A 23,019-nucleotide genomic window follows, 5' to 3' on the forward strand; every position below is an offset into this window, starting at 1 on the left:
TTGAACGGATGATGAATGAGGGCTTCCGTGCCGGGCGCGGAAGCCCCTTTTGTTGCGAATGATTTCCGATTGCGACTGAATAAAGGTTCAGGAGCGTTACATCTTCGAAAGAACCCGCTCCCTGTCCAAGTTGTAAGTTGCGCGTAAGCTGCGCTGCGCTCATCCTCATGACATCCTTCCAGAGGAGAGTTCGCATGAGGAAGTTCACCATCGCCGCCATCGCCGTGCTCAGCATCGCCGGCTCGGGCGCGGTCTATGCCCACTATCATCGCCCGTGGATGCACGAGCACATGCGCCACATCCGCATGAACCCGGAAGACCGCGCCGCCATGGTCGACGCGCGGATCGCCGCCGTCCATGCCGGGCTGAAGCTCAACGCCGACCAGGAAAAGCTGTGGCCGCCGGTCGAGGCCGCCGTGCGCGACTTCGCCAAGCTGCGCATCGACCGCGCCAATGCGCGGATGAATGCCGGTCCCGGCGATGCCGGCAAGGACGCGAATAAGGACGCCAATAAGGATGCCGACAGGCCGGAGGATCCAGTCGCCCGCCTGCGCCAGCGCGCCGAGGACATGGGGGCGACGTCGGCGGCCCTGAAGAAGATCGCCGATGCCGCCGATCCGCTCTACAAGACCCTGGACGAGGGCCAGAAGCGGCGCCTCGCCGTGCTGACCCGCCACCGCGGCCCGTTCGGCGGTGACGAAGACGGCCCGCGCCGCCACTTCATGGAGCGTGGCATGGACCGCATGATGGAGCGCGGTATGGACCACTTCCACCGTGACCGTTTCGACCGCAACGGCGGCCCAGACCGGGACCGCGAGGGCCGGCTCTGAGCTGCAAGGGTTGCCGCGATCAACCCTAGCGAAGCCGCTGGAATCCAGCGGCTTTTCGCTTTTTTGGGGGATGTGGGCATACCCTTGGAAAACTTACGTACCATCGCTTGCCAGACCCGGATCGCTTTGCTAAACGACCGGCCTCGCAAGGCATTGACCGCCTTTCGGGCGCATAGCTCAGTTGGTAGAGCAGCTGACTCTTAATCAGCGGGTCCCAGGTTCGAGCCCTGGTGCGCCCACCATCTAATCCTCAACATCATCAGTCGTTTAAGCCGGCCTCGGTTCGTTCTTTTGGCCGCCGTGCGACACGTTGTGCGACCGATTTTGTCGCACGGCGTGCGACATTTGAGTTAGATGAGTGTCCGCAGGCTATCGGGGTCGGTTAATGGTAGAGCTCACTGCGGCATTTGATGAGGGGGCCGGTCTGAGTATGCAGGCCAGTCTCTCAACGCGCGAGAACCATGGAGTGCCCTATCTCATGGGTGCCGCGCGGTTCTCGCGACGGGTCGGAGAGGTGGAGATAGCCAACTCCGGCCAACCTTTCGGCAATTTCTGGGAGGAAATGCGGGATTGTGCGACGGCCTGCGTGCTCATGTCTGATGCTGCGATCGAGAGCTATGCGAACGAATTGTTTTCCGATGCGGAGAAGATTTTTCCGCCTGAATTTGTCGCGGGGCTCGATCTGCTTAAGGCGGACGTCGAGAAGAAGAATGTGTTCGAAAAGCTCGACCTCGTTCTGGTGCTCCGGGGCAGGGACAAGCTTGATCGCGGTTCCTCTTCATTTCAAGCCGTGAAGATGCTTGGGTTGCTTCGCAACGAGCTGACGCATTTCAAACCGGAATGGTCGCACAAGAAGCAGAGACACCTTGTTGTTTCGGAGAAGCTGCGAGGGCTATTTACGCTTAATCCATGGTTCGGCCGCGAGGGCGCCTTTCCGAGCGCTTGGGTCAGTCACAGCTGCACGATTTGGGCAGTGACATCGGCGATCAAATTCCTGCAGGAGTTTGAGGACCTGGCCGATTTGCCTGGCCGCACGCCGTGGCCCGCTTTTCAGGACCGGCTAATTCCTTGACGGCTATCGCTTGTGCCAGGGACGGCTATTGTCGTTCTCGATCGCGCGCGCCTTTTGGATCTGATCGTAGCTGATCTGCGCCTTGAGATCGTCCCACGCTTTCTGAAACTGCGTTTTCGCCTGGTTGAGGGTGTCGGCGCAGCCGCGGTGATGGGATCGTTGCGGCACGCTCGCGAGCGCGCAGGACCAATTCCAGACGTCATGCCCGCCCAGGCCTGGTGACGAGTGGATGCGGCCGATCGAAAGATCGTCCCAGATCACGAGGTAGTCGTTCGGTGCGGTCTCGCCGCCGATCACGGTGCGGCGGAGAAAGAGATCGTCGGGCATGGAAATCGCTACAGGCCTGAGCGCATAACGGTCGCTTTGCCGACGAACAATGTCTCCCATTCGGGGGCAAGCGAGCTTTCGCCACGCCAATACGCGCGGGCCCGTTTGCGCGTCTCCGAAAGCGGTTCGCTGTCGCCCAATAACAGAGCCGCGTCGGCGCGAAGAACTGTACCGGTGCAAGAAAGTTCGCAGATAGCGCTCGACGGATCCGCGAGCCTTGATTGCCAATGCTTTGCTTCGCTCAAGGTGTCACTGGCATAGAGGCACCGCTGCCTTGACGGAGGTTTGCCGCCAAACTCGTTCAGACGGATATCTTCCATGATGAGTTCCCGGCTGAGCATCACGTAATGTTGCGCGACCTCAAGTGCGATTGCAGGCAATACACCCGCGTGCGGAGCTATCTGCCCTTCGCGAACCAGAGACAACCAGCGGATCGCCTTGACGTTCACCATGTTGCCATTGTCGATGATGGCGTACTCGCGCGCCCCTTCGTAGAAACTGAAGAAGGGATTGTCCATCTCGCCGACCACGAACTCCTGCCCGACCAGCAGCGCTTGTTTGTAGGGCTTGGAAACCGTGACGTGATAGAGAGGGTGAGATCTTACTTTAGCTGTCGGCGGGCGGCTGGCTCGCTTGCCGAAGATGCACCATGCACTCACGTGAGGCCTTCCCTACCCAGAAACGCCACCAGCTTGTCGATCGCCGCATCGGCGCGCGCCGCATTGCGAGCGCGGTAGTGCTTCATGATCAGCTGCGCTGACTGGTAGCTGTGGCCCGTGACGTCGCAGATCGATAGCAGATCGTTGCCGGCGCGATCGAGCAGCATGACGCAGGTGTCGCGCAGATCCTGATCGTGCTTCTGGTCTGGGGCGCCCGATGTGGGGTTGATAAACTGCAGCGACGGGCAGGCAGGAACACTCGGAACTTCGCTGCCGCGAATTGCGAGATCGCGGACCTCGGCAAAGACGTGGCGATAGGTGTGCTCGTTGTAGGCGCGTCCGGTGACCTCATCGATGATGATCTCGTCGGGCACCGTGTTCAGCCGATGCTTCTTGGCGAGCTCGCCGACGCGAACGCGCGCTTCGAACAGCCGCTTCGCCAGCTGCGGCGTCTGCTTGATCGACACGAGCGCTCCGGTCTTGCTCTGTCGGAAATGCCGCCGCCCATTGACCAGGCCCTCGTCTTTCAGTCTCAGTCGATCGGTCTGACGCTGGCCGGTGTACAAACCCAGATAGATCGCATCGCCGATGGACGGGCGTCCGACCGCGTCCGCGGCCGCGACGAGTGCGTTAAACTCTTCAAGGGTGATCAACACCACGCGACCCTCGGGCCGATCGAATTCCATATCGAGACGCGGGTTGTTGCCCAGCCGCCATTTGCTGCTCTCGCGGCCCCAGGTCAGGGCGGCGGAGAGGGCGGCGATGGCGGCTAGGGCCATGTGATGGCCACGGGCGCCCTTGAGATAGTTGTAGAAGTCGCGCAGCTCCGGCGCGCCGATCGCGCCGGGTGTGACGGAGGCGATCGGCTCCCTGGTCCGCTCTGGTACGGCCTGGCCCAGCACCGCTGCGGCCTTTTCGCGCTCTCGGCGCTGCTTGGCGTCCTGTCGGCTCTCCGGCTTGAACAGGACGGCGCGCATCGCCTTGCGATACGAGCTGATCGAAGCTGGCTTCAGCTTCTGCACCTCTTTCGAGTTGATCCAGTCAGTGAGAAGGTCCTCCACCAGGCCGATGCGGACAGCGGCCGCGGGCGCGACCTTCTTGCGCGACGTTCGCGCCTTGTGGATCTCCCCGACATGCGTCTCGGCGAATGCCCTGGCTTCCTCGTAGCTGAACCAGGCGCCGGTATCGTCGTGGCGCAGGTCGCGGTCGACGAAGCCCTTGGCGCGCTCGCGCGGGCCGTGAACGAGGCGTGGGCGACCCTCGCGCCATTTGATGAAGGGCAGTTTGACGGTCATGGGCCGGCTCCGGTGCGGCGGAACGGGAAGGGGCATCAGCCTCAGGCGTGCTGCCGCCTCATGTCAAGGGCAGGGGTGCAAGTTTGTGGTGCGTAGGCCGCGCGCAGCCGGGCCCGATGCTCATCCTCGAGGATCGGTTGCGGCGGCGCCACGATGTCGTTTGCTGGCGCTGGCGGCCGCGCGGGATGGTGCCGCGTCAACCATGCGTCGAAGCCGGAGCGCTCCCAGCGCAGCGGGTGCTCGGTGATGGGGCGCGGCAGCCGGTCTCGCGCGTGGCGGGTCTCGCGCGTGCGGTACAGCGTGTCGAGCGTGATGCCGATCGCCTCGCAGATCTCGCGCGCGTTGTAGGGCCGCAGGAACGTCATCGCAGCACCAGGACCGCGCAAGCGGCCAGGAACAGGATGAAGGTGCCTACGGCGAACAGGCCGAAGCAGCCCCAGAGCGCGCCTTCGTGCGTGCTTTGATCGTGCGGCATCACAGGCCTCCGTCGAGACGATAGGGGCGAACGCGGCGGTAGCAGCCGAGCGTTTCGGTGCAGATGTGCGGATCGCCGTTGAACATCACGACTTCCGGAAAAATGTCGTTGGCGACGACGATGCCGGCGCTGCAGATTTTCGCGCCTTGCTCGTCGACCAGGATGACGTGCGCCGCGCGCACCGCCGGGGCTGGCAGGTCGGTGCGCGCGGCGGCGGTCATCGTCCTGCTCCGCGTGAGCGATCGAGCAGGACGATGCAATCCCCGGTCTGGCCGGGAAACATGCGCGTGACCTTACGGCCGGCGATCAGCGCATCGACGACGGTGTCGCCGACGCTGGTGGCGCCAAAGCGCCACTCATCGCCGAGCCGCACCAGGACGCCACGGCGCAGCAGAGCCATGGCGCGGTAGTGCTGGGTGTTGAACGCGATCGCGCTCACGAGAGGACCGCCTGCTTGTTCGCCAGCTGGCGCGCGGCGGCGACGTGGGTGTCGATCTGCGCGCTGGAATAGCCGAGCAGCTCGAGGCCCTCGCGGGTGAGCCCGCCTTCGCGATAGGCGGCCTCGCGCATGTCGGATGCCATCTGCTCGATGGTCTCGAACGGGCTGAGCTTCGCCCTCGCCGGGACCAGCGAGGTCTTGATGTAGTCGGGAATGGTGGGCTGAGGGGTTAGTCGGCTGCCGCGGGCGGGCAGGCGGTTGCAGTGGGAACGGCGCATAACTGTCTCCCCGTGAACGATTTCACGTGAAACAGAAACTATGCATTACGAATAGTTAAGTCAATGCGGCACGCATAGTCTATGCGTTCTGACCGCTAAATCACCTCGGCACCATCGTTTTCACCTTGGCGGCCCAGTCGATCTCTGTGTCGAGGATCGGTGGTTCGGTTTGGGAAAGCAGGTGGAACAGCCCCCGCGCCTTACTGCGCTGGATCTTTTTGATCAGAATTCGACCATCACCCAGGCCGACGACGCAGAGCTTGTTGATGAGATCCGAAGTAACAGGCCGTCGGACGTCGTCGTAGTAGACCAGCCAGCGATCGAAGAATGTGCCGAGGCTCTCGCCGCGGATCTCGACGGCGACCGTAGCGTCCGACATGCCCTCCACCCCGGGCACCTCGTCGAGATGGCCGCTGTCCTGAGCAAAAAAGTGAGTTTCGGCGCCGGCACCGACGTAACCGACCAAGCCGACGCTGGCCGGCGCGTCCCCGTCCCGGGTTGCTCGCGCCTTGCGCGGCTGCCCGCGACCCGTGAGGAGCCAATCCAGCGAGACGTGGAAGAACCGAGCGTAGCGTTCAGCAGCACGTCCCAAGCCTCGGCTGCCGTTCTCGTGGCCGTAATAGGTGGGGCGTCGGACGCCGAGGGCATCCGCCGCCGCGGTCGCGTCGGAGAAACCGGCTTCCTCTCGCGCGCGCTGCAGGCGCTCATGGGGCAAACTCATCCATGCGTTATGCATAGAGTTTGTATGCGTTAGGCATTGACACATACTATGCGTTGCGCATAGTCGCCGATATGGATGCACAACTGATTCGCAGAGCCCGCAGCTTGGCGGGCGAGAGCCAGGCGGCATTTGGGGTCAGGTTCGGCGTCGACCAAAGCACCGTCCATCGTTGGGAGAAATACGGACCGCCACCGCGCGGGCCTGGCCGCCTCGCGCTTGTGCGCGAGGTGCAGGCCATTCTTGAGGCGCACGGGCAGTCCGAAGGGGATGCGTCATGCAACGCAGCGTAGGGAACCGAACTGGAACCGGCAAAAGCGACCATTGCCGACCCCGGCAATCAAAGCCGACACCCCGGCAATCGATTTCACCGGTGATGGCGACAGTGCAGGGACTGCTCCCTGCCGTTAAGGCTGCGCAGCACCTGCACATTATGACCGATGTGCCGGTCTCGACCTGTGAAAAACTCCTGAGCGGACAGCGCGGCGAAAGCTCCGAGACGCTGATCGCTTTTCTCCGCTCCGACCTCGGCCGTGATGTGCTGTTCGCCCTCATGGGCGACGCCCGGCCGGCCTGGTTCACCCGCTATCGCAAACAGCTCGACGTCAATGCCGCGCGGCGCCAGCTCGAACAGAGCATGCGCGCGATCGAGCAGTTGCAGCGTGAAGCATCTGAAGGGGAGGGCTGACACAATGAAAACACGTCACTTCACCAACGCCACGCCGGAGGGGACGCGAGATCTTCGCCTCGCGCTGGCGTGGGTCGCCGCGGCGCTGATCGCCGGCGCCGCGGCGAACGTCTGGTTCTGCCTGCTGCAGGTGAGCCGATGAGCGACAGCTGCGCCATGCCGCGGGAGGCATCCACCTCCGACACGCCGTTCGGCCAGGTCGCCGACATGCAGCGCAAGGAGATCGAGCGCACGATCGGCCTCGATCTCGCGGGCTGCAACGTCTGCTCAATCGTTACGGCGCTCGACGAGTTCGACCTGCGGCGTCTCGGCAATTTCGGTCACCGGATGGAGACCTGGCCGGAGGCCGTGCGCGCGATCATGGAGAAGGAGCTGACGGGCTTTGCCACCCGCAACGGCGGCGCCCGGATCGAGGCCATCACCACCGCGATCGGCGGCACGCCAAAATGCTTCATCCTCTGTGTCCACTGGCGGGGCAAGCAATGATCCCGCAGCGCACGGCATCTGCAGGCGGGCAAGTCACCCTCGCCCAGCTGAAGAAATATCCCGACGTCGTCGTGATGTGGCAGCGCAAATTCGACACGGCACGGATCGCGTCCGAGCTGAAGCTGCCCGAGCACCTGGTGCACGCGTGGGTGATCAATTTCCGCGAGCTGGGCAGGGCTGCGGCATGACAACCGACGTCGCAACCGTGCTGCAACGGCTGATCATGGCCGGCGAGAACGTGCTGGCGATGCGCGATCCTGGCGACACGACCGCTTTGCTCGACGACGTCATGGACTGGCTGGCGCGCCCGACCGATCGCATCCGGGTCGTTCACGATTACACGCTGCTCGCACTGCATGCCGTTCAAGGCGCCGCCAGCGCGAAGCGCAGAAGCGGCGACGACCACGCCGTTTACTACCGCGTCGTCGGGGCGCTGTTGCCGGACATCCGCAAGGATTGCTGGGAAGCCTTTCAACAGCGCAACAGGCCAACGCCATGAGGCAGCTAGCAACCTGTCACCGGCCCAACAACAATCAACCAGGAGATTGAAATGTCGCAAGCCGCACAGCTGAAGGCCGAGCCGGAAGGTTTCCAAGGCAAGAAAAACATCTACGTCTGCGAAAAGTGCAAAGGCCATATCGTCACGGTCGACATCGACCGCGGTGTGACGCCGTTCACGATTGACTGCAAGGCGACCGTCTTCTGCGACGGCTGGATGAAATCCAGCATGTATCGCGTTTTCGATCAGAGCATGAAGGCCAGCTTCGAGTGGTACCGCCCGACAGCGATCGAAGTCCTTTCGCCGGGCGCGCAGCACCACGTCGATCAAGGCGGCCTTTTGATCCGCAAGGCCACCTCGTGAAGCAGCTAAACACGTCTTCCCTGCCGGAGCAAAAATGAAGGCTTGCGATACCTGCGTGCATCTGAAGGTGCCGGCGAACGCGGAGCACGCGAAGAACTATCGCGTATGTACGGTCGTCACGCCGCTGCCGGCGAATATGCATGTGTGGTTTCGCGCCGAGATGGAGGGGCGCGTCGAGGGCTCGGCGCGATGGATCACGATCAAGGCCGTAGAGGAGCGGATCGGCCTTAAGGACTGCGAACTCCATCAGCGTAACGCGTTGAACGACGACTAGACCGGGGCCTGCATCATGACCGACACCTATCTCGCGCCTGCGCCGGCGCCTCGACAACTCGACATCATCGCTGACACCGCACTGCGCAAAACGCCGGGTGTGTTGTCAACCGCCCCATCGATCCAAACGCCGGGTGTGTTGTCAACCGCTCGGAAAAACGAAACACCGGGTGCGTTGTCAACCGCAACGATCAAGGACATCGAGAAGCGCCGGCTCAAGGCCGGCATATCGATCCCGAGACTTTGCACGGCGGCGGGCATCCACCCTCGCAGCTACGAGGTGGCACGAGCCGGCAAGGGCGGCGTGCGTAAGACGACCTTGCGAAAGCTCTCGGATGCGCTCGATCGCCACGGCGAACGCGTCGAGCCGGAGGAGCGCCGCACCCTCTGTCAGTCCTACGTCCGCAAGGTCACGCGAGATCTCGCGCGACAGTCCGGGTGGGACCCTGAGTTGATGCTCAACCAGGATTTCTCCTCGGAGAATACCAACGATCCCGTGTGGCTTCAGGCCTCGCGCTTGCGCCGATGCGCGATTTACCTAGTCGTCGAGGGTCTGTTCTCTGGGAAGCGTGCGCCGGTGGCCCGTGCGATCGGGATCTCGCGCCAGGCTGTGCACAAAGGCGTTGCGGCAATCGAGGCCGAGCGCATGCGCAACAGCGAATTCGACAAGAAAATGGAATTGGCATTGCTGGAGCTGCGGGCGGACCGATGATCGACCTCCGAACGCGCCAGGGCTGGGAGGATCTCAAGCGGATCCTTGACGATCGTATCGGCGAGGTGCTCTCGCTGTGCAATCTCGACATGCCCAAGCGCAACGGCTGGACGCTTGTCGACGATCCCCGCGGCGCCGGCAGCAAGTGCTTTGGCCTCTGCCTGCGCGCCGACGGGCTGGCGTGGAAGAAGTTCAACGGCACGGAAAAGGGCAGGGCGCTCGAGCTCGTCGCCTATTGCTACGGCTGGTACGATTTTGAAAAGCGGGGAGCCGACCCGGCGGCCCGTTTCGTGATGGAGCGGCTCGGCCTCGGCCGCGTGTCGGAGGAGCAGCTCGCGCGCGATCGTGCGAGTGCCAAGGAAAAGCGCGCCCAGGCGGAGCGTGACAGCCATCAGCGCCGCGACAAGAAGGCGGCCGCGGCGTTCGCGTCCTTTGCCGGCGCAAAGCCCATCATCGGCACGCGGGCGGATCTGTATCTGCGGGATGCGCGCGGCATCGATCTTTCCGCGCCGCCCTTTGTCGGCCCGCGCAATGGCAACATCGCGCCTGGCTCGCTGCGCTACGCGCCAGCGCAGCGCTACTTGCGACGCGATCGGCAGAACAACGTCGTCGGCGAATATGCCGGCCCCTGCATGATCGCCTGCTGCACGGACGCGGCCGGGCAGATCCGCGCCATTCATCAGACCTGGATTGCCGAAGACGGCAGCGACAAGGCGGCGATCGCGCCCGCGCCCGACGGCACAACGCAGCCCGCGCGCAAGGTGCTGGGCGAATTCGCCGGCCTCGTCATCCCGCTCTGGCGTGGCGAGGGGCATTTCTCGGTGAAGGACGCCGAGAAGCACGGCTTGCTGCAGACGCTGATCCTGACCGAAGGCGTCGAGGACGGACTGTCGGCCATTCTGGCGGCGCCGCAGCATCGCGTCTGGGCGATGATCTCGCTGTCGAACATGGTCAACGTCGCAGCGCGGCTGCCGGCCTGCGTCGACAGCGTGATCGTCCATCGCCAAAACGACTGGGACAAGCTGAGCGCGGTGGCCGCGTTCGATCGCGGCCTGAAGGCGCTGCAGGCATCCGGCCGCGCAGTCGCCGAGGTGCACGCCACCCACGGCAAGGATCTAAACGACACGTTGAGAGGGGTGGCGTGAGCAAGGGCAAGGGCAACGTCGTTCAGATGGCCAAGGCGCAGCGCGAGCTCGAGCGCCAGCGTCGATCGCGTGAGGATACGCCGCCGATGACGCCGCGCGGTCCGAACGAGGTGCTGGCCGGCCAATGGAGCCCCGACATCTACGGCATGCCGTCGGATCCAGGCTGTGAGTGCCCGGTCGAGTGCATCGGCTTCGAGGGTGCCTACAAATACGTGATCGACAGCTCCGGCCAGTTCCGCGCGATGAAGGCGGCCGACTTCAACCAGGTGGGCATCCAGGATCTGTTTTCGGCCACGCCCAATTACCCCAAATGGATGCGCCCGCGCTGGTTCGTGCCCAAGGGCGTCGACGAGCAAACCGGCAAGCCGCACAAGCCCCAGATCAAAAGCTTCGAGGCCGACCAGATCAAGGAAGACTTCTTCCGCGCCTGCGCACGCAAGGGCTTCTTCTCGCCCAATGACAAGATGCGCGGCCGCGGCGCATGGACGTTCCGCTCCGGCAATTTGGTCTATCACTCCGGCGACGCGCTCTGGATCTGCGAGAAGGGCCGTTTCAAGACCCTGCAGACCGGCGTGCATGAGAACATGCTCTATCCGCGCCTGTCGGCGCTGTCGGAGCCGTGGACCGAGGCGATCACGCCTGACGAAAACCCGGCGAAGAAGCTGCTGGAGACCTTCCGCAAGTGGAATTGGACGCGGCCGGACGTCGACCCGGTGCTGCTGCTCGGCTGGATCGGATGCGCGCTGATCGGCGGCGCGCTCGACTGGCGGCCGGCCGTGCTGCTGATCGGCGACCGCGCCACCGGCAAATCGACGCTGCAGCAGGCGCTGCGCAACATCTTCGGCGATACGCTGTTCCGCTCGGCCGACACGACAGCGGCCGGCATCTACCAGGCCATGGCGCACGATGCGCGCCCCGTTGCACTGGATGAGCTCGAGCCGGACAGCGATCCGCGCAAGCTCGACAACGTGGTGCACCTGATGCGCACCTCGGCCTCCGGCGATATCGGCCGGCGCGGCGGCCCGACCAAAGGCGAGGCCAGTGAATTCCAGATGCGCTCGGCCTTCCTGTTCTCGGCGATCAACAATCCGTTGCGCTCCGCCCAGGATATGAGCCGCGTCGCGGTGCTGCGCCTGATGCCGCTCAATCTCAATCAGGCCAAGCCCGAGCCGATCGATACCGACGTCACCGGCGCCATGATGCTGTCGCTGATGATGCAGGGCTGGGGCGACAACGGGGCGCGCTTTGCCGACACGCTGCAGCGCTTCAAGCGCGCGCTGGAGCAGGGCGGCCATGGCGGCCGCGGCCAGGACACCTATGGCGTGCTGCTCGCCTGTGCGGCCACGCTGCTCGGCGATGAAGTGGCGGCCGAGCTCGGCGTGCCGCTCGGGCCGGACGAGGAGCGCGAGTGGTCGCGGCTGCTCGGCGCCGAGACATTGCCCGAGGTGGAAGATGCCAAGCCGAATTATCGGCAGTGCTTCGATCAGATCCTGACGGCCGTGGTGAAAAGCTGGCGCAATTCGAGCCGCAACACCATCGGCCAGACGCTGCAGGAGCTGCGTACGGTCGACGATGACGGCAATGCGATTGCCGAGGAAAGCCGGCTCGATCGCGGCACGGCCAAGCGCGACATCAACATCGCGGGCTTTGGCTTGTTCAACACGCGCGAGCTCGTCGCTGGCGTGATGCGCAGCGAGAAGATCGGCCTGGCCGAGGCGTTGATGCGCTATGGCCTGCCTGACGCCGGCTGGGTGCTGGCGGTGCCGAACAAGTCGACCAAGGTCGCCGAGCACCTGATCGGAAGCGACTGGCAGCACGGCGCTTGGAAGGACGCGCTGCGGCAGTGCCCAGTGGCCGGTGTGGTGATCACCAATGCCGAGATCAACAAGGTCACCATCGACGGCACGCAGACCAGGTGCACGCTGGTCGTGATCGACCGGTATCACCAGGCGCCGGAGAAGTGAGTTAATCTAGGGACCTCTTGGGCCGATGATTATGCGCACAGTCGCCGTCGTTAGCGGTGTGCCAACAGCATTGCCCAAGCTCACCTGCGTGTTCGGGCCGCTCACGGCATCTGCGAGCGCGTTGACGATGGTGCGACCGACAATGTTTTGTTCAAGATCGGGGTTGCCTTTTGTGACAACTGATAGCCCCCAAGGCTGGCCACCTGCCGCTACTATCCAAGATAACTTGCTCCAGTATAGCTCGCGGAGCGGCGATTCTGGTGGAGGCGCTAGCGGCTCTGGGAGCGATTGTGCCGACTGCCAATGCGCCTTAACGAACGCCACGCTGATCACGCCTGCAAGAAAGAGGGCATCGGGCGCGTTTACGTCATAAAGAACCTCAAAAGTTGCTGGCTCTAGCCCCGAAATTGCTGCAACAAATTTCTCGTCGTTGAATGTTCTAGGAGATTTGAGCTGTTGCAGCTGGAGTTGTGCCGAGGCCGTTTCCTTCCGGGCCTGCTCCGCTTCGACTGAAAGTTTCGCGATCTGTTCTGTGGCTTGCGCTGCGGTTTTGTTAGCGTCAGCAGCTTGAGCATTGGCTTCTGCAATGCGCTCGTTGGACTGCTGCTTGTAGGAGTTCATCGCGGCCTCAGCCGCCTCAAGCTCGGCTCTCTGCAACTGCACGACGGCCCACGTCGATATGCCCACGACGGCGGCAGCCACGGCGGCGGCCGAAAGCGAGGTCAACATCATGTTTTCCCATCCGTGTATCCCCACACCCCAAATTGTGCGCATCCTCGGTCTCCTATCGAATAAGCGTGTAATTTCTCGACCGCTTGCGCCGTGGCTCGACGATTGACACAAGTATGCCGTGGTTGAGCGCGCGCATCATGTCAGTGCGCGCCATTAGTAGGTCGCCGCCGCGCTCTGCGACCAGCAACAGAAACTCGGCCGCGGTCTGCCAGTGCGCATGGCGCTGCTGCGCGGCCGGCATGGCAGCGACGTAGTGGCCTGCATCCTCGAGCGTGACGAGCTCTCGGCCGTCGGGCAGGAGGATCGGATCGAAGAAGGCTGTTGACCAGGGCACGTCAGCGCTTGCCTACGCGAGCCTTCAGAACTGCAATCGTCGCTCTGTCGACGTCCTGGTCACGCCCATCCCTGTACGCCTTAGCGACCGCTTCCTGCGACGAGAAGCCCATCTCGCTGAGAAGCTTCATCTTTGCCGGGCCGCAGGCCGCGAACACCCCCGCCGCGACGCTGCGCGCATCGCTGCGTCCGTCGTCGAGCCTCACCGCCTGCTGATCGAAGCAAGCCAGCAGCTCGGTATCCAGCTGCAGAAACCTGTTCGCATCGATCGCACCCGCGCCCGATGCGCTCGCAATCAGCAGCAACACGACCAGCGTTCGCGTCATTCCCTCGCCCTCGCCCCGTTGGCGTTTAAAAATGACCGCGCGGCTTGCCTCGCGGTCGCGTCAAAACCACCCGATTAGCACCAGATCGCACGCGACCGCGCGCCACGCGGCCTCTGTTTCCTTGCGAACAACGGTTGACGTGCTGCTGTCGGCATCATGGTGACGGTGCGCTCAGCCTCAAGGCCATCGGGTGCGGGAGAATAGACACCAGATCGGACGGTGTCTAACTCACTGGATAGCGCAAGGCGCTGATCCACAAGCGCAAATCTCGATATCAGACACTCTAGACACTTAGACACCGCGCTCTCTCGCGTGTGCACGCGCGCACGCGCGCGCGCGAGGGCAAGTGGGTGTCTAAGTGTCTACGCTGTCTAAAAATGAAAATAGAATAGAGAGAACAACAGTTTGTAAAATCCAGTCGATTAGACACTCTAGACACTTGCGGCCGATCCACGCCGGTTGTCGCCGCGCGCGCTGAATTAAATATTCGCCGAAATTCAGCGAGGTAGCGCCGATCATGGCGAAGAAGGACCAGAAGGCCGCGATCGCGGAGGTGATTGCGGCGGCGGCGCCGGCGCCCGCGGCTGTCGAACAGCTCGAGCTGATGCCGGCGATGCGGGCGAGCCTCACCGAGCACCAGGTCGACCGCGTCGAGACCGCGATCAAGGCCGATCGGCGCGGCCGGCCGCCTGGCGCGCAGAACAAAACCACGCGCGAGATGCTCGAATTCGTGCGGAAACTCTGCGGAGATCCGCTGGAGCGGCGTTTTCGCTATGCGATGCACACGCCGGAGACGCTCGCGATCGAGCTCGGCTGCACCAAGCTGGAGGCGTTCGATCGCCTTGATCGCATGTGGAGCGAGCTTGCGAAATACTTCTATGCGCAGCAGGCGCAGGTCGACGGCGCCGGCAACAGCGTCGCGCCTCGGTTGACGATGGTGTTCCCGGGGCAGAGTGCGCCCGCGATCGGGCCTGACGGCTCGACCAGGGCACCGTGGCTGTACATTGAGCAACGTGAAGAAAATCAAGCGCTTAGCGCACCCGATCAGAACGTGTCGCACGGTGACGTGTCGCACGGTGACGACTAGCGCAGCGATCTCAAGGGCTTGTGGCAGTAGGGCAGCTACTCCCAAATCACCGGCCGCGAGGCCTTCCAAGCCGGTGACGTCGACCTCGATCGTGCGGATCGAGCGTCGACCTGGCCGCAGGCGCCGCAGCAATGCGGAGGCCTGCGGCCGAGTTTTCAAGGGTGCACCCCCCCGGCCTGGCCGGGGGGCGGTACCCCCAAAACCTAACCTCGCCACCCCTTGCCCGTGCCTCCGGCGATTTTTTTCGCCGCCTCGTTTTTCTTCGACCTTCTGCCTTGTTCGGTCAACTCGATCTGAAAGTGCGCGATCTTTATTGTCGCAAATCGGGGCGGGGGGAAACGCGTGAGCAACCCGCCGCTGCTAGCCGATACGTCGCTCGCCGACGAGCTCGGCCACTCCGACCCGTACAAAAACCTGATGGGGCATGTCGACGCCAACGACGAATGGCGCAAGGAGCACCCGCAGGTCGTTGATCAGCTTTTCAAGACGGAAGAGAAAACCGGAAAGATCAATCTGCTGCGCAGCGCCGGTCCGGTGTCCGATGCGTTCATGCTCAACACGCACGGCATCAGCGTGATCTGCGGGCCCGTGGGCAGCGGCAAAACCATCGCGAGCGTCAAAAAGGGGTTGGTCGAGGCCCAAAGAATTTATCCCGGTGCGGACGGGGTGCGCAACTACAAGCTCGGCTGCGTCACGCAGAAGTACGACAACCAGTGGAAGGCGACAATCCCTTCCCACTGGAAAATTTTCCGCAAGGACCTCCCGGGGTCATCCTGGTCGGGCGCGAGCCCGCGCCAGGCGCAGCACATTCTGCGGTTCGAGGACGGCTTCGGCGAGATCCGCATGATCAAGGATTTCTTCTCGTTCGGTGAAGAGGCCAACGAGGAAGATCTGCGCGGACTGGAATATACCGACATCGAGCTGATCGAGATCGATACGCTGCCGCACAAGCTGTTGGTGGGCCTCGGTCGCGCCGTCGGACGTGAACCGCCGCAGGAGGTGATCAAGCGCACCGGCCGTCGCTGGGGCGCGCTCAACGCACCGACCACCCAGAACTGGACCTACAAATTTTTCTGGGAGGAGGAGCGGCCGCCCTACAAGCTGTTCATGCAGCCGGGCGGCATGGAGCCGGACGCGGAAAATCTCGAGGCGCACGGCGGGCGCGGCTACTACGAACAGATGATCGCCGAGAACTGGGCCGATCAATATTACGTCCGCCGCATGGTGCACGCGATCCCGGGTCCGATCCGCGCCACCAACATGGTCTACGACAAGTTCAACGAGATGCAGCAGCTCGCGAAGACGACGCTGATACCGGATCCCGTACTGCCTGTGATTGTCGGCATCGATGGCGGCTTCACGCCGGCTGCAGTCTATACCCAGGAGATGCCGGACGGGCAGTTCCGGGTCTACGCCGAGATCGCGCTCGAGCGCGGCGGTATGGAGGAGCTCGCCAAGGCGATGCTGGCGCTGGAGGCGCGCCGCTTTCAGGGCTGCGAATTCCGCGACGTCTGCGACCCCGCGATGGTGGCCGGCGAGGACAACGTTCCGGAAGGCGAGATCCAGCAGATCTCACGCGGGTCGGATCGGCAGCGTCTCTCGAAATTGCTGGGCCGGAAGGTGCAGCTGGCCCAATCGAACGACGTCGGCCGGCGACACGACGCGATGCGCGCGAAGATCGGCGACGGCGGCTCTGGCTATCTGTTGGATCCATCCTGCAAAGGGCTGATCCGGGGCAAGCGCGAGACCTATCAGTTTCGCACGATCCAAGGCAGCAACGATATCTCCTCGGTCAAACCGACCTTCGACACCCACGTCGCCGACGCCGAGCAATACGCCGCAATGGAGTGCGGCACCGACGCTGCGCGGCGCCGGCGCAGCGATCTGCACATCACCCGCGCGAAGCGCCGCGACCAGGCGCGGGCGGGCGGCCGCTACAACCCGATGAAGCGGAAACGAGGTTGAAAACGGCGGTTGACGGGCCGGACGCGCCCGTAGGGTCGGTAACCTCAACATAACCCGCGGGCGCCTCATGGGCTGGAGTTTCGGCAAAATCATGGATGACTGGTTCGGCATGGATCCGCCGGATACCAGCAAGGCCGACGCGGCACAGGCCGCCGCGACTGCGACGCAGCAGCAGGCGCTGAAGGCACAGCAGGATGCGGCTGTTCTGGCGGCCGCTGCGGCGGCGCCGGCGAGCGACAGCGAAAGCGCGGTGGTCGCGACCGAGAACCAGAAGCGAAAGCTGCAGCAGGGCTCCTCCTTCGGGATCGGAATGCAGACCCAGCTCGGCGCTCCGCCCATCGGCTTCCGCCTGCTGTCGGGCCAGTAATGTCAGCCTGGTCGGAGATCGAGGGGCGTCACGCCGAGCTGAAGAAGAAGCGCGCGCTCGAGGAGCCGCGCTGGCGCGAGATCGCGCGGCTGATGCAGAGTGACGAGGATCTCTCCGGCGGCAACCGCAACGACCAGCGCCAGCCGAATGGCGATGATCCCTTCGACAGCACGCCGCTCTATGCCAACGACGACTATGTCGGCGGCATGTTCTCGAAGGCGACCAACCCGGCCGAGCGCTGGTTCTCCTGGGGCGTCCCGGCCGATCCGGAGCTCGCAAAGTGGAAGCCGGCCAAGGATTATCTGTGGAATTACACCACGCTGATCCTGGCCTCGATCGACCCGACCATCGACAATTTCTATCTCAACGTCCCCGGCTGGTTCGGCGACATGGGTATGCTCGGCTCCGGCTTCATGTGGCAGGAGGAGATGGTCGGGCAGGGGCGCATCGTTACCCCTAACCTCGCGATCTCCGGCTGCTACAAGGACGTTGACGCCAACGGCGACCTCGACACGTTCCATCGGGAATTCCGGCTCACGGGGCGCCAGGCCAAAGGCAAGTTCGGCGATCGCGCCCCAACCGCGCGAGACGATGAAGAGATCGTCTTCGTGCACGCGCTTTCGCCCAATCCTGAGTTTCGGCCAGGCAGTCCGTTCGCGAGACACATGCCGTTCAAGTCCTGCTACGCGTCGCCCGACAAGACGAATTTTTACACAGAGAGCGGCTATTTCGATCTGCCGGTGCATCAGATCGAATGGTCGATGCGCTCGGGCCGCGTCTGGGCGCGTGGTCCCGGGCACAACGCGCTGCCGGACATGTCGTCGCTCGACGAGGTCGCGCGCGCCACTATGGTCGGCATCCAGTTCGATGCAGAGCCGATGTGGTGGGCGTCCGACGAGGACGTGATGACCACGGCCGACATCGTGCCGGGCAATGTGCTGTTTGGCGACAGTGCCGGCAACGGCAAGCCGCCGGCGCAGCTGCTGGAGCGCTCGAAGCAGCTCGCGCTGCCGCTGCAGCTGCAGAACGATTTGCGCAACCAGGTGCGGCGCGCGTTCCGCTTCGCGTTAGCCTCGACGCTCGGCGCGCGGCCGCAGATGACGGCAGAGGAAGTGCAGGCCTTCAGCCAGGACGAATTGAAATCGCTGGCGCCAAACCTGATCCGCGTGCAGCGCGGCCTTGCCGGCTTCATCCGTCGCCGTGCCCTGCTGCTCGATCGCCTCGGCGTGGTGACCCGCACCATCGGCCCGCCGCCGCCGGAGTTGCTGCGTGCCGCCGTGACGCCGACCTTCGTGTCGCCGTTCGTCAAGGCGCAAAAGGCCGATACGGCGAACGGCGCCACCAGCTGGGTGTCGACCAAGATCAAGCTGTTCGAAGCGACGCAGGATCCGCGCTGGGTCGACGATATCGACGTCGACGGCTATTCCGGCGTGCTGCATGACGCGCTCTCCGGCGTTCCCTCGATCAAGCTGGACCCGCGGCAGGTCGAACAGATCCGGCAGGCCCGCGCGCAGGCGCAGCAGCAGGCGATCGCTTTGCAGCAGCAGGAGCAGCAGGCGGCAATCTATGCCGACGTCTCGCACGCTGACCAGGCCAAGACGCTCGCGAAGGGCCGCGCCGGCAGATGAAGATCAAATTCGAGAACTGGCCCAACTGGTTTCGCACCGTCTGGGGCGACGATCAGCGCCGGATGGAAGTCATTCGCGGTTACGTCGGGTTCGGTGGGCAGTTCAAGGCAACGCTGGCGGACATCGCGCTCCGCAATCACGTGTTTGCGCCAATCAACGAGCCCAATGCCCATCTTGCCGCGATCGCCGAAGGGCGCCGGCAATGCGCGCTGGAGATCTTCAAGCTGGCGAACGTCGACCATCTCGCCCTGTTCGAACTGACCAAAATTGACCGCACGCAAGGAGGCACCAAGTGAGCACTGATCCATCGCCGTCACCCGCGCCCGCACCGTCGCCATCGCCGGCACCGGCGCCTTCTCCGTCGCCGTCGCCATCTCCGGCCCCAGCCCCGTCGCCTTCCCCCGCACCGGCGCCGGCACCGGCGCCGGCGCCTTCACCATCTCCTAATGATCAAGGCTGGTGGCGGTCCCCTGATCATGGCTTCGATGCGGACACCGTCAAATATCTCGACGGCAAGAACTTCCCCGACCTGAAAACGGCACTGTCATCGGCGCGCCAGGCCGACGAGATGGCGCGCAACCGCAACGTCGTGGGCAAGCCCGACCCGAACAATCTGAAGGGCTGGGGCGGCTACACTGAGCTCGGCTGGAACCCGGACCGGCAGGCCTACACGATTGAGGCGCCAAAGCTTGCCGACGGCGAGGTGCACGACGAGAAGGCGTTCGGCAAGTTCGCGGATCTCGCCCATGACGCGCGGCTGGCGCCGTGGCAGGCCAAGGCGGTCTATGACGGCATGCATGCGCATGAGAATGCGCAGCTGAAGGCATTCCGCGATGCCGGCGCCGTCGCCAACCGTGAGCTCGACAACAAGCTTCGCGGCAACTGGGGCGATAAGTACGACGAGCGCACCACGATCGCGAAGCGCGCTTTCGCGTTCTTCAAGCCCGACAGCGTCACCGGCGCCCAGATGGATCAGGCGATGGGCTCGCCCGCGATGGTCGAGCTGTTCGAGCGGATCGGCGCCGCGATGGGCGAGGATAAACTCGTCGGCCAGGCCGGCGGCAGCTTCGGCGCCAAGACGCCGGCGCAAGCGCGTTCGGAACGGCTCGCGCTTGAAAACGACAAGGAGTGGTTCGCGGTCTTTAACAATCCGCGGCATCCGCAGAACGCCGCCTTTGTGAAGCAGCGCTCCGACTTGATGGAGATCGAGGCTCGCAAATAGCGAGCTTCAATTGAGTGTGGCAGGAGCAACAGGAGCAAACGATGGAAGCTGAACTCACGGCGGGCGAGAAGGCCCGGATCAAAGAACTGATCGAAGGCCTCGAGGCCGAGCTTAAAAGAATGGATGACGCCGGCGTCAAGGCGCTGGCGCAGCGCGCCGACGTGCCGATCGAGAAGTATCCCGAGCGCAAGGATCTCGAGGCGGCGATCCTGCTCAAGGCTGAAGCCGACGCGAGCGAGGGTGTGCGCCGGATCCGCGCCATGGATGAGGAGGAGGCGGCGATGGTCGCCACCTCGGACGACAAGCGGACCGAAGCCGCAAGGGCGGTGCGCCGCGTCCACGCGGAATATTCCCGCGACATCCCCCAGGAGGGGCGCGCCGGCAGCTTCGAGCCCGGTGAGGACGACGAGCGTTTCGGCGGCGAGCACCCGGTGCCGGATGGAAAGTACCGCCCTGCGGGCTCCGACCATGTCTACGAGTTCAAGAAGAAGCGCCTGGTCGGTGTCATCCGCGCGACCGCCGGCAACGATTACGGCGGCAAGAACGTCAAATCGGTCGACTGATGCGGTTGACGGCCTCAGCCGTCACCTAGGTTTGCATCCGTGCGGCGGCGTTCGCGCCGTCGCTGCCCTCCTTGGGCGTTTCCTCCCTAGACTTGGGCCGCTCCTCATGAGCGGCCCCATTTCTAAATCGGCCGCACCCTCGTTCGCGAGGCCCGCCTGACCTGAGCGAAAGCCGCTCCGCCGAATGCAGGCGTTAAACGATAGGCGGGCCCGTTCGTGCGCAAGCATGAGCCGCACCCCGGCCGAAGCAACCGAACCCTTCAACGCTTCGTCCGGAGATCCCAATGGGACCGATTACCGACGCACATAAACTCACTTACCAGAACAACATCATGCTGGCCGTGCAGCAAAAGCGCTCGCGGCTCGACATGGGCTTTTCGTATCAGACCGGGCTGTCCGGCCGGCAGTCGACGATGGTTGAGCTGATCGGCTCGGCGTCGGCCGTGGTCGACCTCGGCCGCAAGGCTGACACCCCCGACATCGACAACTCGATCGAGCCGGTCTGGATCACGCCGCGCCAGCTCGCCTGGGGCAAGCTGATCGAGAAGGAAGACGCGATCAAGGCGCTGACCGATTATCAGGGCCCGTTCACCCAGGCCGGCGCCGCCGCGATGGTGCGCGGCAAGGACACGATCCTGTCGCAAGCCGTGTTCGGCTCGCGCAAGATCGGCGCCGACGGCACCACCGTATCGGCGTGGGCCGGCCAAACCGTCACCGTCGGCATCGGCGCGTCCTCGACCGACGACACCACGGCGACCGGCATGAACGTGCGCAAGCTGCTCCGCGGCCGCCGGCTGATGCAGTCCGGCCAGGTCATCACGGGGGATGAGGAGCTGTTCTACTCCGGCAATGCGCAGCAGATCGAGGAGCTGTTCCGCGATCTCACCTTCATCAGCCACGATTACCGCAACGGCAAGCCGCTCGAGACCCCGGACGAGCCGCAGCGGATCCTCAACATCACCATCCTGCCGCCGAATGATGGTTCGGCAGCGTTCGCAGACTACGACGGCTCGACCTACACCTCCGCGCTGTTCTGCAAGTCCGGCGTGTATTGGGGCGAGTTCGATCCGCTGACGGTCAACGTGCCCTTGCGACCCGACAAGATGATGCGCCCGCATCCGCAGATGGAGCAGTGGCTCGGTGCGGCACGGTCGGAAGACATCAAGGTCGTCAAGATCCTGACCAAGAAGTAACGCGCGCTGGCGTCGGCCTCGGCCGGCGCCTTCACCTTTTTCCAATTCACCAGGAGACGAAGATGTCAAAGAACTATCAGCGGGGACTGGCGATCGCCGGGTTGCTCGCAGTTGTGGCGCTTGTCGGCGGCATCGTGCAGATGGACGCTGTGCACCATGCGGCGGGCGGCGCCGGTTTCGTCGCGATGGCCGTCGTTATCGGTTACGGAAGCGGTGCGCGCGATCCGTCGTCTCTCAAGGCAATCGACGGCATCAACGCGGCGGCGGAGGTGCGGCGCATCAACTCGCTCATTGCGATCGCGAACGGCGACAGCATCGGTTCGAAGTATATGATTGGCGAGGTGCCGGCTGATGCAATTATCGATCCGCTGTCGAGCATCGTCACCACCGCAATCACCAGCGCCACCGACAACGATATCGGCCTGGCCTATCCCAACGGCGGCGCGATGATCGTGGCGGACTGTATCGTCAACGGACAGACGCTGGCCGCGGCGGCGACGGTTTCGCTGGCGGCGGCAACCGGCTCCGGCGTTGCGACGCCGGCGAACATGAAGAAGCGCGCATGGGAGATCGCCGGCCTGTCGGCCAACCCCGGCGGCAACCTTGCGCTTTGGCTGACGCTCAATGTGGCAGCGACGGCAGCCGGCAGCGTCTGGAGCAACATCTCGTACAGCAAGGGCGCCTGACGCCTCCACGCCGCGCGGGTGACCGCGCGGCGTCTCCTCTCGTCTTGGGGCGACGATGACCGCAACCGTCGGTACTGAAGAATTCGCGGCAAATCTCGCGCTCGGCCATCTCGGCCAGCCCGAGATCGCGTCCATGTCGGACACCACGACCCGGGCGCGCAAGGTGCGGCAGTTTTTCCCCGTGGCGCGCCAGGCCACGCTCCGGCTCAAGCCATGGAATTTCGCCACCGGCTGGGTGCAGCCAGCGCAGGATCCTGTGCAGTCGCTTGGTCACCTGAAGCTCCGCTTTCCGATGCCGGCCGAGTGCCTGCGCGTCCGCTTCATCAAGGGCGATAATCAGCGCGAGTGGGACGTCGAGAGCGGCGCGGCCTCGGTCGGTGGTGTGGACGTCGAGGTGATTATCCTCGTCACCAACATCACCGACCCGACCGTCTGCTACACCAAGGATGTCAGGACACCGCGGCTGTGGGACAGCCTGTTCCTCGACGCCTTTGGTTTCATGCTGGCCAGTTATCTCGCGGAAAGCCTCGGCCGCTCGCGCGAGCTCGGCGAGCAGATGCGCCAACGCGCCGAGGGCGCTGTCTCAGGCGCCGCAACGATCGATGCCAAGGAGCGCCGCCAGCAATGCCGTCCCGAGACCTCCTGGGAGGCGGCGCGCCGCGGCCGCGGCTTTTCCGGCCGTCGGCTCTGGTGA

Annotated in this window: 33 protein-coding genes and 1 tRNA gene; 23 read left to right on the top strand and 11 right to left on the bottom strand. The window is 64.0% G+C overall.

All coding sequences use genetic code 11. The annotated features are described in order from the left end of the window. Window positions 1-194: 194 nt before the first annotated feature. The 3 genes from IVB48_RS20165 to IVB48_RS20175 all read left to right on the top strand — a co-directional run bounded on the left by IVB48_RS20165 (window position 195) and on the right by IVB48_RS20175 (window position 1,902). Window positions 195-830, top strand: a complete 636-nt coding sequence (locus IVB48_RS20165; protein ID WP_247402116.1) for a Spy/CpxP family protein refolding chaperone — start codon at window positions 195-197, stop codon at window positions 828-830. Between the two features lie 166 nt (window positions 831-996). Next, window positions 997-1,072: transfer RNA gene (locus IVB48_RS20170), tRNA-Lys, on the top strand. Between the two features lie 143 nt (window positions 1,073-1,215). Continuing rightward, complete coding sequence (locus IVB48_RS20175) at window positions 1,216-1,902, top strand: hypothetical protein (RefSeq protein WP_247402119.1); 687 nt, start codon at window positions 1,216-1,218, stop codon at window positions 1,900-1,902. A gap of 3 nt (window positions 1,903-1,905) precedes the next feature. On the opposite strand, the gene IVB48_RS20180 is transcribed toward IVB48_RS20175, so the two are convergent. The 8 genes from IVB48_RS20180 to IVB48_RS20215 all read right to left on the bottom strand — a co-directional run bounded on the left by IVB48_RS20180 (window position 1,906) and on the right by IVB48_RS20215 (window position 6,096). Next, window positions 1,906-2,229: a hypothetical protein gene (locus IVB48_RS20180; protein ID WP_247402120.1), complete on the bottom strand. Its 324-nt coding sequence runs from the start codon at window positions 2,227-2,229 to the stop codon at window positions 1,906-1,908. 8 nt (window positions 2,230-2,237) lie between these two features. Beyond that, window positions 2,238-2,888 (bottom strand): DUF2441 domain-containing protein, encoded by a 651-nt coding sequence (locus IVB48_RS40940; protein WP_247402123.1) that lies wholly within the window; start codon window positions 2,886-2,888, stop codon window positions 2,238-2,240. Beyond that, the gene (locus tag IVB48_RS20190; RefSeq protein WP_247402125.1) at window positions 2,885-4,183 is read right to left on the bottom strand and encodes a hypothetical protein; all 1,299 of its coding nucleotides are present in this window, start codon (window positions 4,181-4,183) and stop codon (window positions 2,885-2,887) included. Before IVB48_RS20190 ends, IVB48_RS40940 begins: the two co-directional genes overlap by 4 nt. Before the next feature lie 41 nt (window positions 4,184-4,224). Further along, the gene (locus tag IVB48_RS20195) at window positions 4,225-4,548 is read right to left on the bottom strand and encodes a hypothetical protein (protein ID WP_247402127.1); all 324 of its coding nucleotides are present in this window, start codon (window positions 4,546-4,548) and stop codon (window positions 4,225-4,227) included. Window positions 4,549-4,657: 109 nt separating this feature from the next. Then, window positions 4,658-4,879, bottom strand: coding sequence for a hypothetical protein (locus tag IVB48_RS20200; RefSeq protein ID WP_247402128.1), 222 nt, complete (start codon window positions 4,877-4,879; stop codon window positions 4,658-4,660). Further along, complete coding sequence (locus tag IVB48_RS20205; protein WP_247402130.1) at window positions 4,876-5,097, bottom strand: hypothetical protein; 222 nt, start codon at window positions 5,095-5,097, stop codon at window positions 4,876-4,878. The genes IVB48_RS20200 and IVB48_RS20205 overlap by 4 nt, the downstream gene beginning before the upstream one ends. Continuing rightward, window positions 5,094-5,375 carry a hypothetical protein gene (locus IVB48_RS20210; RefSeq protein WP_247402132.1) on the bottom strand — a complete coding sequence of 94 codons (282 nt, stop codon included), beginning with the start codon at window positions 5,373-5,375 and terminating at the stop codon, window positions 5,094-5,096. The genes IVB48_RS20205 and IVB48_RS20210 overlap by 4 nt, the downstream gene beginning before the upstream one ends. Window positions 5,376-5,475: 100 nt before the next feature. Further along, window positions 5,476-6,096 carry a helix-turn-helix transcriptional regulator gene (locus IVB48_RS20215; RefSeq protein ID WP_247402134.1) on the bottom strand — a complete coding sequence of 207 codons (621 nt, stop codon included), beginning with the start codon at window positions 6,094-6,096 and terminating at the stop codon, window positions 5,476-5,478. 373 nt (window positions 6,097-6,469) lie between these two features. Here IVB48_RS20215 and IVB48_RS20220 point away from each other — a divergent pair, with 373 nt between their 5' ends. From IVB48_RS20220 to IVB48_RS20265, 10 genes are read left to right on the top strand one after another with little or no spacing between them, the layout of a single operon-like run. After that, entirely contained in the window at window positions 6,470-6,781 is a 312-nt protein-coding gene (locus IVB48_RS20220; protein ID WP_247402137.1) for a hypothetical protein, read from the top strand. A gap of 4 nt (window positions 6,782-6,785) precedes the next feature. After that, window positions 6,786-6,923 carry a hypothetical protein gene (locus tag IVB48_RS20225; protein WP_247402139.1) on the top strand — a complete coding sequence of 46 codons (138 nt, stop codon included), beginning with the start codon at window positions 6,786-6,788 and terminating at the stop codon, window positions 6,921-6,923. Beyond that, a complete protein-coding gene (locus IVB48_RS20230) occupies window positions 6,920-7,267 on the top strand; it encodes a hypothetical protein (protein WP_247402142.1) in 348 nt (115 codons plus the stop codon). Before IVB48_RS20225 ends, IVB48_RS20230 begins: the two co-directional genes overlap by 4 nt. Then, window positions 7,264-7,455, top strand: coding sequence for a hypothetical protein (locus IVB48_RS20235; protein WP_247402145.1), 192 nt, complete (start codon window positions 7,264-7,266; stop codon window positions 7,453-7,455). The genes IVB48_RS20230 and IVB48_RS20235 overlap by 4 nt, the downstream gene beginning before the upstream one ends. After that, window positions 7,452-7,766: a hypothetical protein gene (locus IVB48_RS20240; RefSeq protein WP_247402147.1), complete on the top strand. Its 315-nt coding sequence runs from the start codon at window positions 7,452-7,454 to the stop codon at window positions 7,764-7,766. Before IVB48_RS20235 ends, IVB48_RS20240 begins: the two co-directional genes overlap by 4 nt. 51 nt (window positions 7,767-7,817) lie before the next feature. Continuing rightward, window positions 7,818-8,129: a hypothetical protein gene (locus IVB48_RS20245; RefSeq protein ID WP_247402150.1), complete on the top strand. Its 312-nt coding sequence runs from the start codon at window positions 7,818-7,820 to the stop codon at window positions 8,127-8,129. 34 nt (window positions 8,130-8,163) lie between these two features. After that, complete coding sequence (locus tag IVB48_RS20250; protein ID WP_247402152.1) at window positions 8,164-8,403, top strand: hypothetical protein; 240 nt, start codon at window positions 8,164-8,166, stop codon at window positions 8,401-8,403. Between the two features lie 15 nt (window positions 8,404-8,418). Then, window positions 8,419-9,114, top strand: coding sequence for a hypothetical protein (locus IVB48_RS20255; protein ID WP_247402154.1), 696 nt, complete (start codon window positions 8,419-8,421; stop codon window positions 9,112-9,114). Further along, window positions 9,111-10,259: a toprim domain-containing protein gene (locus IVB48_RS20260; RefSeq protein WP_247402156.1), complete on the top strand. Its 1,149-nt coding sequence runs from the start codon at window positions 9,111-9,113 to the stop codon at window positions 10,257-10,259. The genes IVB48_RS20255 and IVB48_RS20260 overlap by 4 nt, the downstream gene beginning before the upstream one ends. Next, the gene (locus IVB48_RS20265; protein ID WP_247402159.1) at window positions 10,256-12,223 is read left to right on the top strand and encodes a hypothetical protein; all 1,968 of its coding nucleotides are present in this window, start codon (window positions 10,256-10,258) and stop codon (window positions 12,221-12,223) included. Before IVB48_RS20260 ends, IVB48_RS20265 begins: the two co-directional genes overlap by 4 nt. Before the next feature lie 6 nt (window positions 12,224-12,229). Here IVB48_RS20265 and IVB48_RS20270 read toward each other — a convergent pair whose 3' ends face one another. The 3 genes from IVB48_RS20270 to IVB48_RS20280 are packed head-to-tail and all read right to left on the bottom strand — an operon-like array spanning window position 12,230 to window position 13,614. After that, window positions 12,230-12,955: a hypothetical protein gene (locus IVB48_RS20270; RefSeq protein WP_247402161.1), complete on the bottom strand. Its 726-nt coding sequence runs from the start codon at window positions 12,953-12,955 to the stop codon at window positions 12,230-12,232. A gap of 52 nt (window positions 12,956-13,007) precedes the next feature. Continuing rightward, window positions 13,008-13,289, bottom strand: coding sequence for a hypothetical protein (locus IVB48_RS20275; RefSeq protein ID WP_247402162.1), 282 nt, complete (start codon window positions 13,287-13,289; stop codon window positions 13,008-13,010). 1 nt (window position 13,290) lies between these two features. Further along, window positions 13,291-13,614, bottom strand: a complete 324-nt coding sequence (locus IVB48_RS20280) for a hypothetical protein (RefSeq protein WP_247402164.1) — start codon at window positions 13,612-13,614, stop codon at window positions 13,291-13,293. Window positions 13,615-14,131: 517 nt separating this feature from the next. On the opposite strand from IVB48_RS20280, the gene IVB48_RS20285 reads away from it, so the two are divergent. From IVB48_RS20285 to IVB48_RS20330, 10 genes are all read left to right on the top strand, one after another. Next, window positions 14,132-14,701, top strand: a complete 570-nt coding sequence (locus IVB48_RS20285) for a hypothetical protein (protein ID WP_247402166.1) — start codon at window positions 14,132-14,134, stop codon at window positions 14,699-14,701. Window positions 14,702-15,043: 342 nt separating this feature from the next. After that, window positions 15,044-16,666 (top strand): hypothetical protein, encoded by a 1,623-nt coding sequence (locus IVB48_RS20290; RefSeq protein ID WP_247402168.1) that lies wholly within the window; start codon window positions 15,044-15,046, stop codon window positions 16,664-16,666. A 91-nt stretch (window positions 16,667-16,757) separates the two neighbouring features. After that, window positions 16,758-17,033 (top strand): hypothetical protein, encoded by a 276-nt coding sequence (locus IVB48_RS20295; protein WP_247402170.1) that lies wholly within the window; start codon window positions 16,758-16,760, stop codon window positions 17,031-17,033. Further along, a complete protein-coding gene (locus IVB48_RS20300; RefSeq protein ID WP_247402173.1) occupies window positions 17,033-18,661 on the top strand; it encodes a portal protein in 1,629 nt (542 codons plus the stop codon). The genes IVB48_RS20295 and IVB48_RS20300 overlap by 1 nt, the downstream gene beginning before the upstream one ends. Continuing rightward, entirely contained in the window at window positions 18,658-18,957 is a 300-nt protein-coding gene (locus tag IVB48_RS20305) for a hypothetical protein (RefSeq protein ID WP_247402176.1), read from the top strand. The genes IVB48_RS20300 and IVB48_RS20305 overlap by 4 nt, the downstream gene beginning before the upstream one ends. Further along, window positions 18,954-19,883 carry a hypothetical protein gene (locus tag IVB48_RS20310; protein WP_247402179.1) on the top strand — a complete coding sequence of 310 codons (930 nt, stop codon included), beginning with the start codon at window positions 18,954-18,956 and terminating at the stop codon, window positions 19,881-19,883. The genes IVB48_RS20305 and IVB48_RS20310 overlap by 4 nt, the downstream gene beginning before the upstream one ends. A gap of 41 nt (window positions 19,884-19,924) precedes the next feature. Beyond that, window positions 19,925-20,446 carry a hypothetical protein gene (locus IVB48_RS20315; RefSeq protein WP_247402181.1) on the top strand — a complete coding sequence of 174 codons (522 nt, stop codon included), beginning with the start codon at window positions 19,925-19,927 and terminating at the stop codon, window positions 20,444-20,446. Window positions 20,447-20,730: 284 nt separating this feature from the next. Then, on the top strand, window positions 20,731-21,639 hold the full coding sequence (locus IVB48_RS20320; RefSeq protein WP_247402183.1) for a phage capsid protein: 909 nt from the start codon (window positions 20,731-20,733) through the stop codon (window positions 21,637-21,639). Between the two features lie 62 nt (window positions 21,640-21,701). Continuing rightward, the gene (locus IVB48_RS20325; RefSeq protein WP_247402185.1) at window positions 21,702-22,325 is read left to right on the top strand and encodes a hypothetical protein; all 624 of its coding nucleotides are present in this window, start codon (window positions 21,702-21,704) and stop codon (window positions 22,323-22,325) included. Between the two features lie 55 nt (window positions 22,326-22,380). Continuing rightward, window positions 22,381-23,019 carry a hypothetical protein gene (locus IVB48_RS20330; protein WP_247402187.1) on the top strand — a complete coding sequence of 213 codons (639 nt, stop codon included), beginning with the start codon at window positions 22,381-22,383 and terminating at the stop codon, window positions 23,017-23,019.

This window comes from Bradyrhizobium sp. 76 (assembly GCF_023073025.1).
Taxonomy (GTDB): Bacteria; Pseudomonadota; Alphaproteobacteria; order Rhizobiales; family Xanthobacteraceae; genus Bradyrhizobium.

Bases quoted from the DNA above. Each gene is read 5' to 3' on its own strand.
- IVB48_RS20165 (WP_247402116.1), top strand. From the start codon at position 195: ATGAGGAAGTTCACCATCGCCGCCATCGCCGTGCTCAGCATCGCCGGC.
- IVB48_RS20175 (WP_247402119.1), top strand. From the start codon at position 1,216: ATGGTAGAGCTCACTGCGGCATTTGATGAGGGGGCCGGTCTGAGTATG.
- IVB48_RS20180 (WP_247402120.1), bottom strand. From the start codon at position 2,229: ATGCCCGACGATCTCTTTCTCCGCCGCACCGTGATCGGCGGCGAGACC.
- IVB48_RS20190 (WP_247402125.1), bottom strand. From the start codon at position 4,183: ATGACCGTCAAACTGCCCTTCATCAAATGGCGCGAGGGTCGCCCACGC.
- IVB48_RS20195 (WP_247402127.1), bottom strand. From the start codon at position 4,548: ATGACGTTCCTGCGGCCCTACAACGCGCGCGAGATCTGCGAGGCGATC.
- IVB48_RS20200 (WP_247402128.1), bottom strand. From the start codon at position 4,879: ATGACCGCCGCCGCGCGCACCGACCTGCCAGCCCCGGCGGTGCGCGCG.
- IVB48_RS20210 (WP_247402132.1), bottom strand. From the start codon at position 5,375: ATGCGCCGTTCCCACTGCAACCGCCTGCCCGCCCGCGGCAGCCGACTA.
- IVB48_RS20215 (WP_247402134.1), bottom strand. From the start codon at position 6,096: ATGAGTTTGCCCCATGAGCGCCTGCAGCGCGCGCGAGAGGAAGCCGGT.
- IVB48_RS20220 (WP_247402137.1), top strand. From the start codon at position 6,470: ATGGCGACAGTGCAGGGACTGCTCCCTGCCGTTAAGGCTGCGCAGCAC.
- IVB48_RS20225 (WP_247402139.1), top strand. From the start codon at position 6,786: ATGAAAACACGTCACTTCACCAACGCCACGCCGGAGGGGACGCGAGAT.
- IVB48_RS20230 (WP_247402142.1), top strand. From the start codon at position 6,920: ATGAGCGACAGCTGCGCCATGCCGCGGGAGGCATCCACCTCCGACACG.
- IVB48_RS20235 (WP_247402145.1), top strand. From the start codon at position 7,264: ATGATCCCGCAGCGCACGGCATCTGCAGGCGGGCAAGTCACCCTCGCC.
- IVB48_RS20240 (WP_247402147.1), top strand. From the start codon at position 7,452: ATGACAACCGACGTCGCAACCGTGCTGCAACGGCTGATCATGGCCGGC.
- IVB48_RS20245 (WP_247402150.1), top strand. From the start codon at position 7,818: ATGTCGCAAGCCGCACAGCTGAAGGCCGAGCCGGAAGGTTTCCAAGGC.
- IVB48_RS20250 (WP_247402152.1), top strand. From the start codon at position 8,164: ATGAAGGCTTGCGATACCTGCGTGCATCTGAAGGTGCCGGCGAACGCG.
- IVB48_RS20255 (WP_247402154.1), top strand. From the start codon at position 8,419: ATGACCGACACCTATCTCGCGCCTGCGCCGGCGCCTCGACAACTCGAC.
- IVB48_RS20260 (WP_247402156.1), top strand. From the start codon at position 9,111: ATGATCGACCTCCGAACGCGCCAGGGCTGGGAGGATCTCAAGCGGATC.
- IVB48_RS20270 (WP_247402161.1), bottom strand. From the start codon at position 12,955: ATGATGTTGACCTCGCTTTCGGCCGCCGCCGTGGCTGCCGCCGTCGTG.
- IVB48_RS20280 (WP_247402164.1), bottom strand. From the start codon at position 13,614: ATGACGCGAACGCTGGTCGTGTTGCTGCTGATTGCGAGCGCATCGGGC.
- IVB48_RS20285 (WP_247402166.1), top strand. From the start codon at position 14,132: ATGGCGAAGAAGGACCAGAAGGCCGCGATCGCGGAGGTGATTGCGGCG.
- IVB48_RS20295 (WP_247402170.1), top strand. From the start codon at position 16,758: ATGGATGACTGGTTCGGCATGGATCCGCCGGATACCAGCAAGGCCGAC.
- IVB48_RS20300 (WP_247402173.1), top strand. From the start codon at position 17,033: ATGTCAGCCTGGTCGGAGATCGAGGGGCGTCACGCCGAGCTGAAGAAG.
- IVB48_RS20305 (WP_247402176.1), top strand. From the start codon at position 18,658: ATGAAGATCAAATTCGAGAACTGGCCCAACTGGTTTCGCACCGTCTGG.
- IVB48_RS20315 (WP_247402181.1), top strand. From the start codon at position 19,925: ATGGAAGCTGAACTCACGGCGGGCGAGAAGGCCCGGATCAAAGAACTG.
- IVB48_RS20320 (WP_247402183.1), top strand. From the start codon at position 20,731: ATGGGACCGATTACCGACGCACATAAACTCACTTACCAGAACAACATC.
- IVB48_RS20325 (WP_247402185.1), top strand. From the start codon at position 21,702: ATGTCAAAGAACTATCAGCGGGGACTGGCGATCGCCGGGTTGCTCGCA.
- IVB48_RS20330 (WP_247402187.1), top strand. From the start codon at position 22,381: ATGACCGCAACCGTCGGTACTGAAGAATTCGCGGCAAATCTCGCGCTC.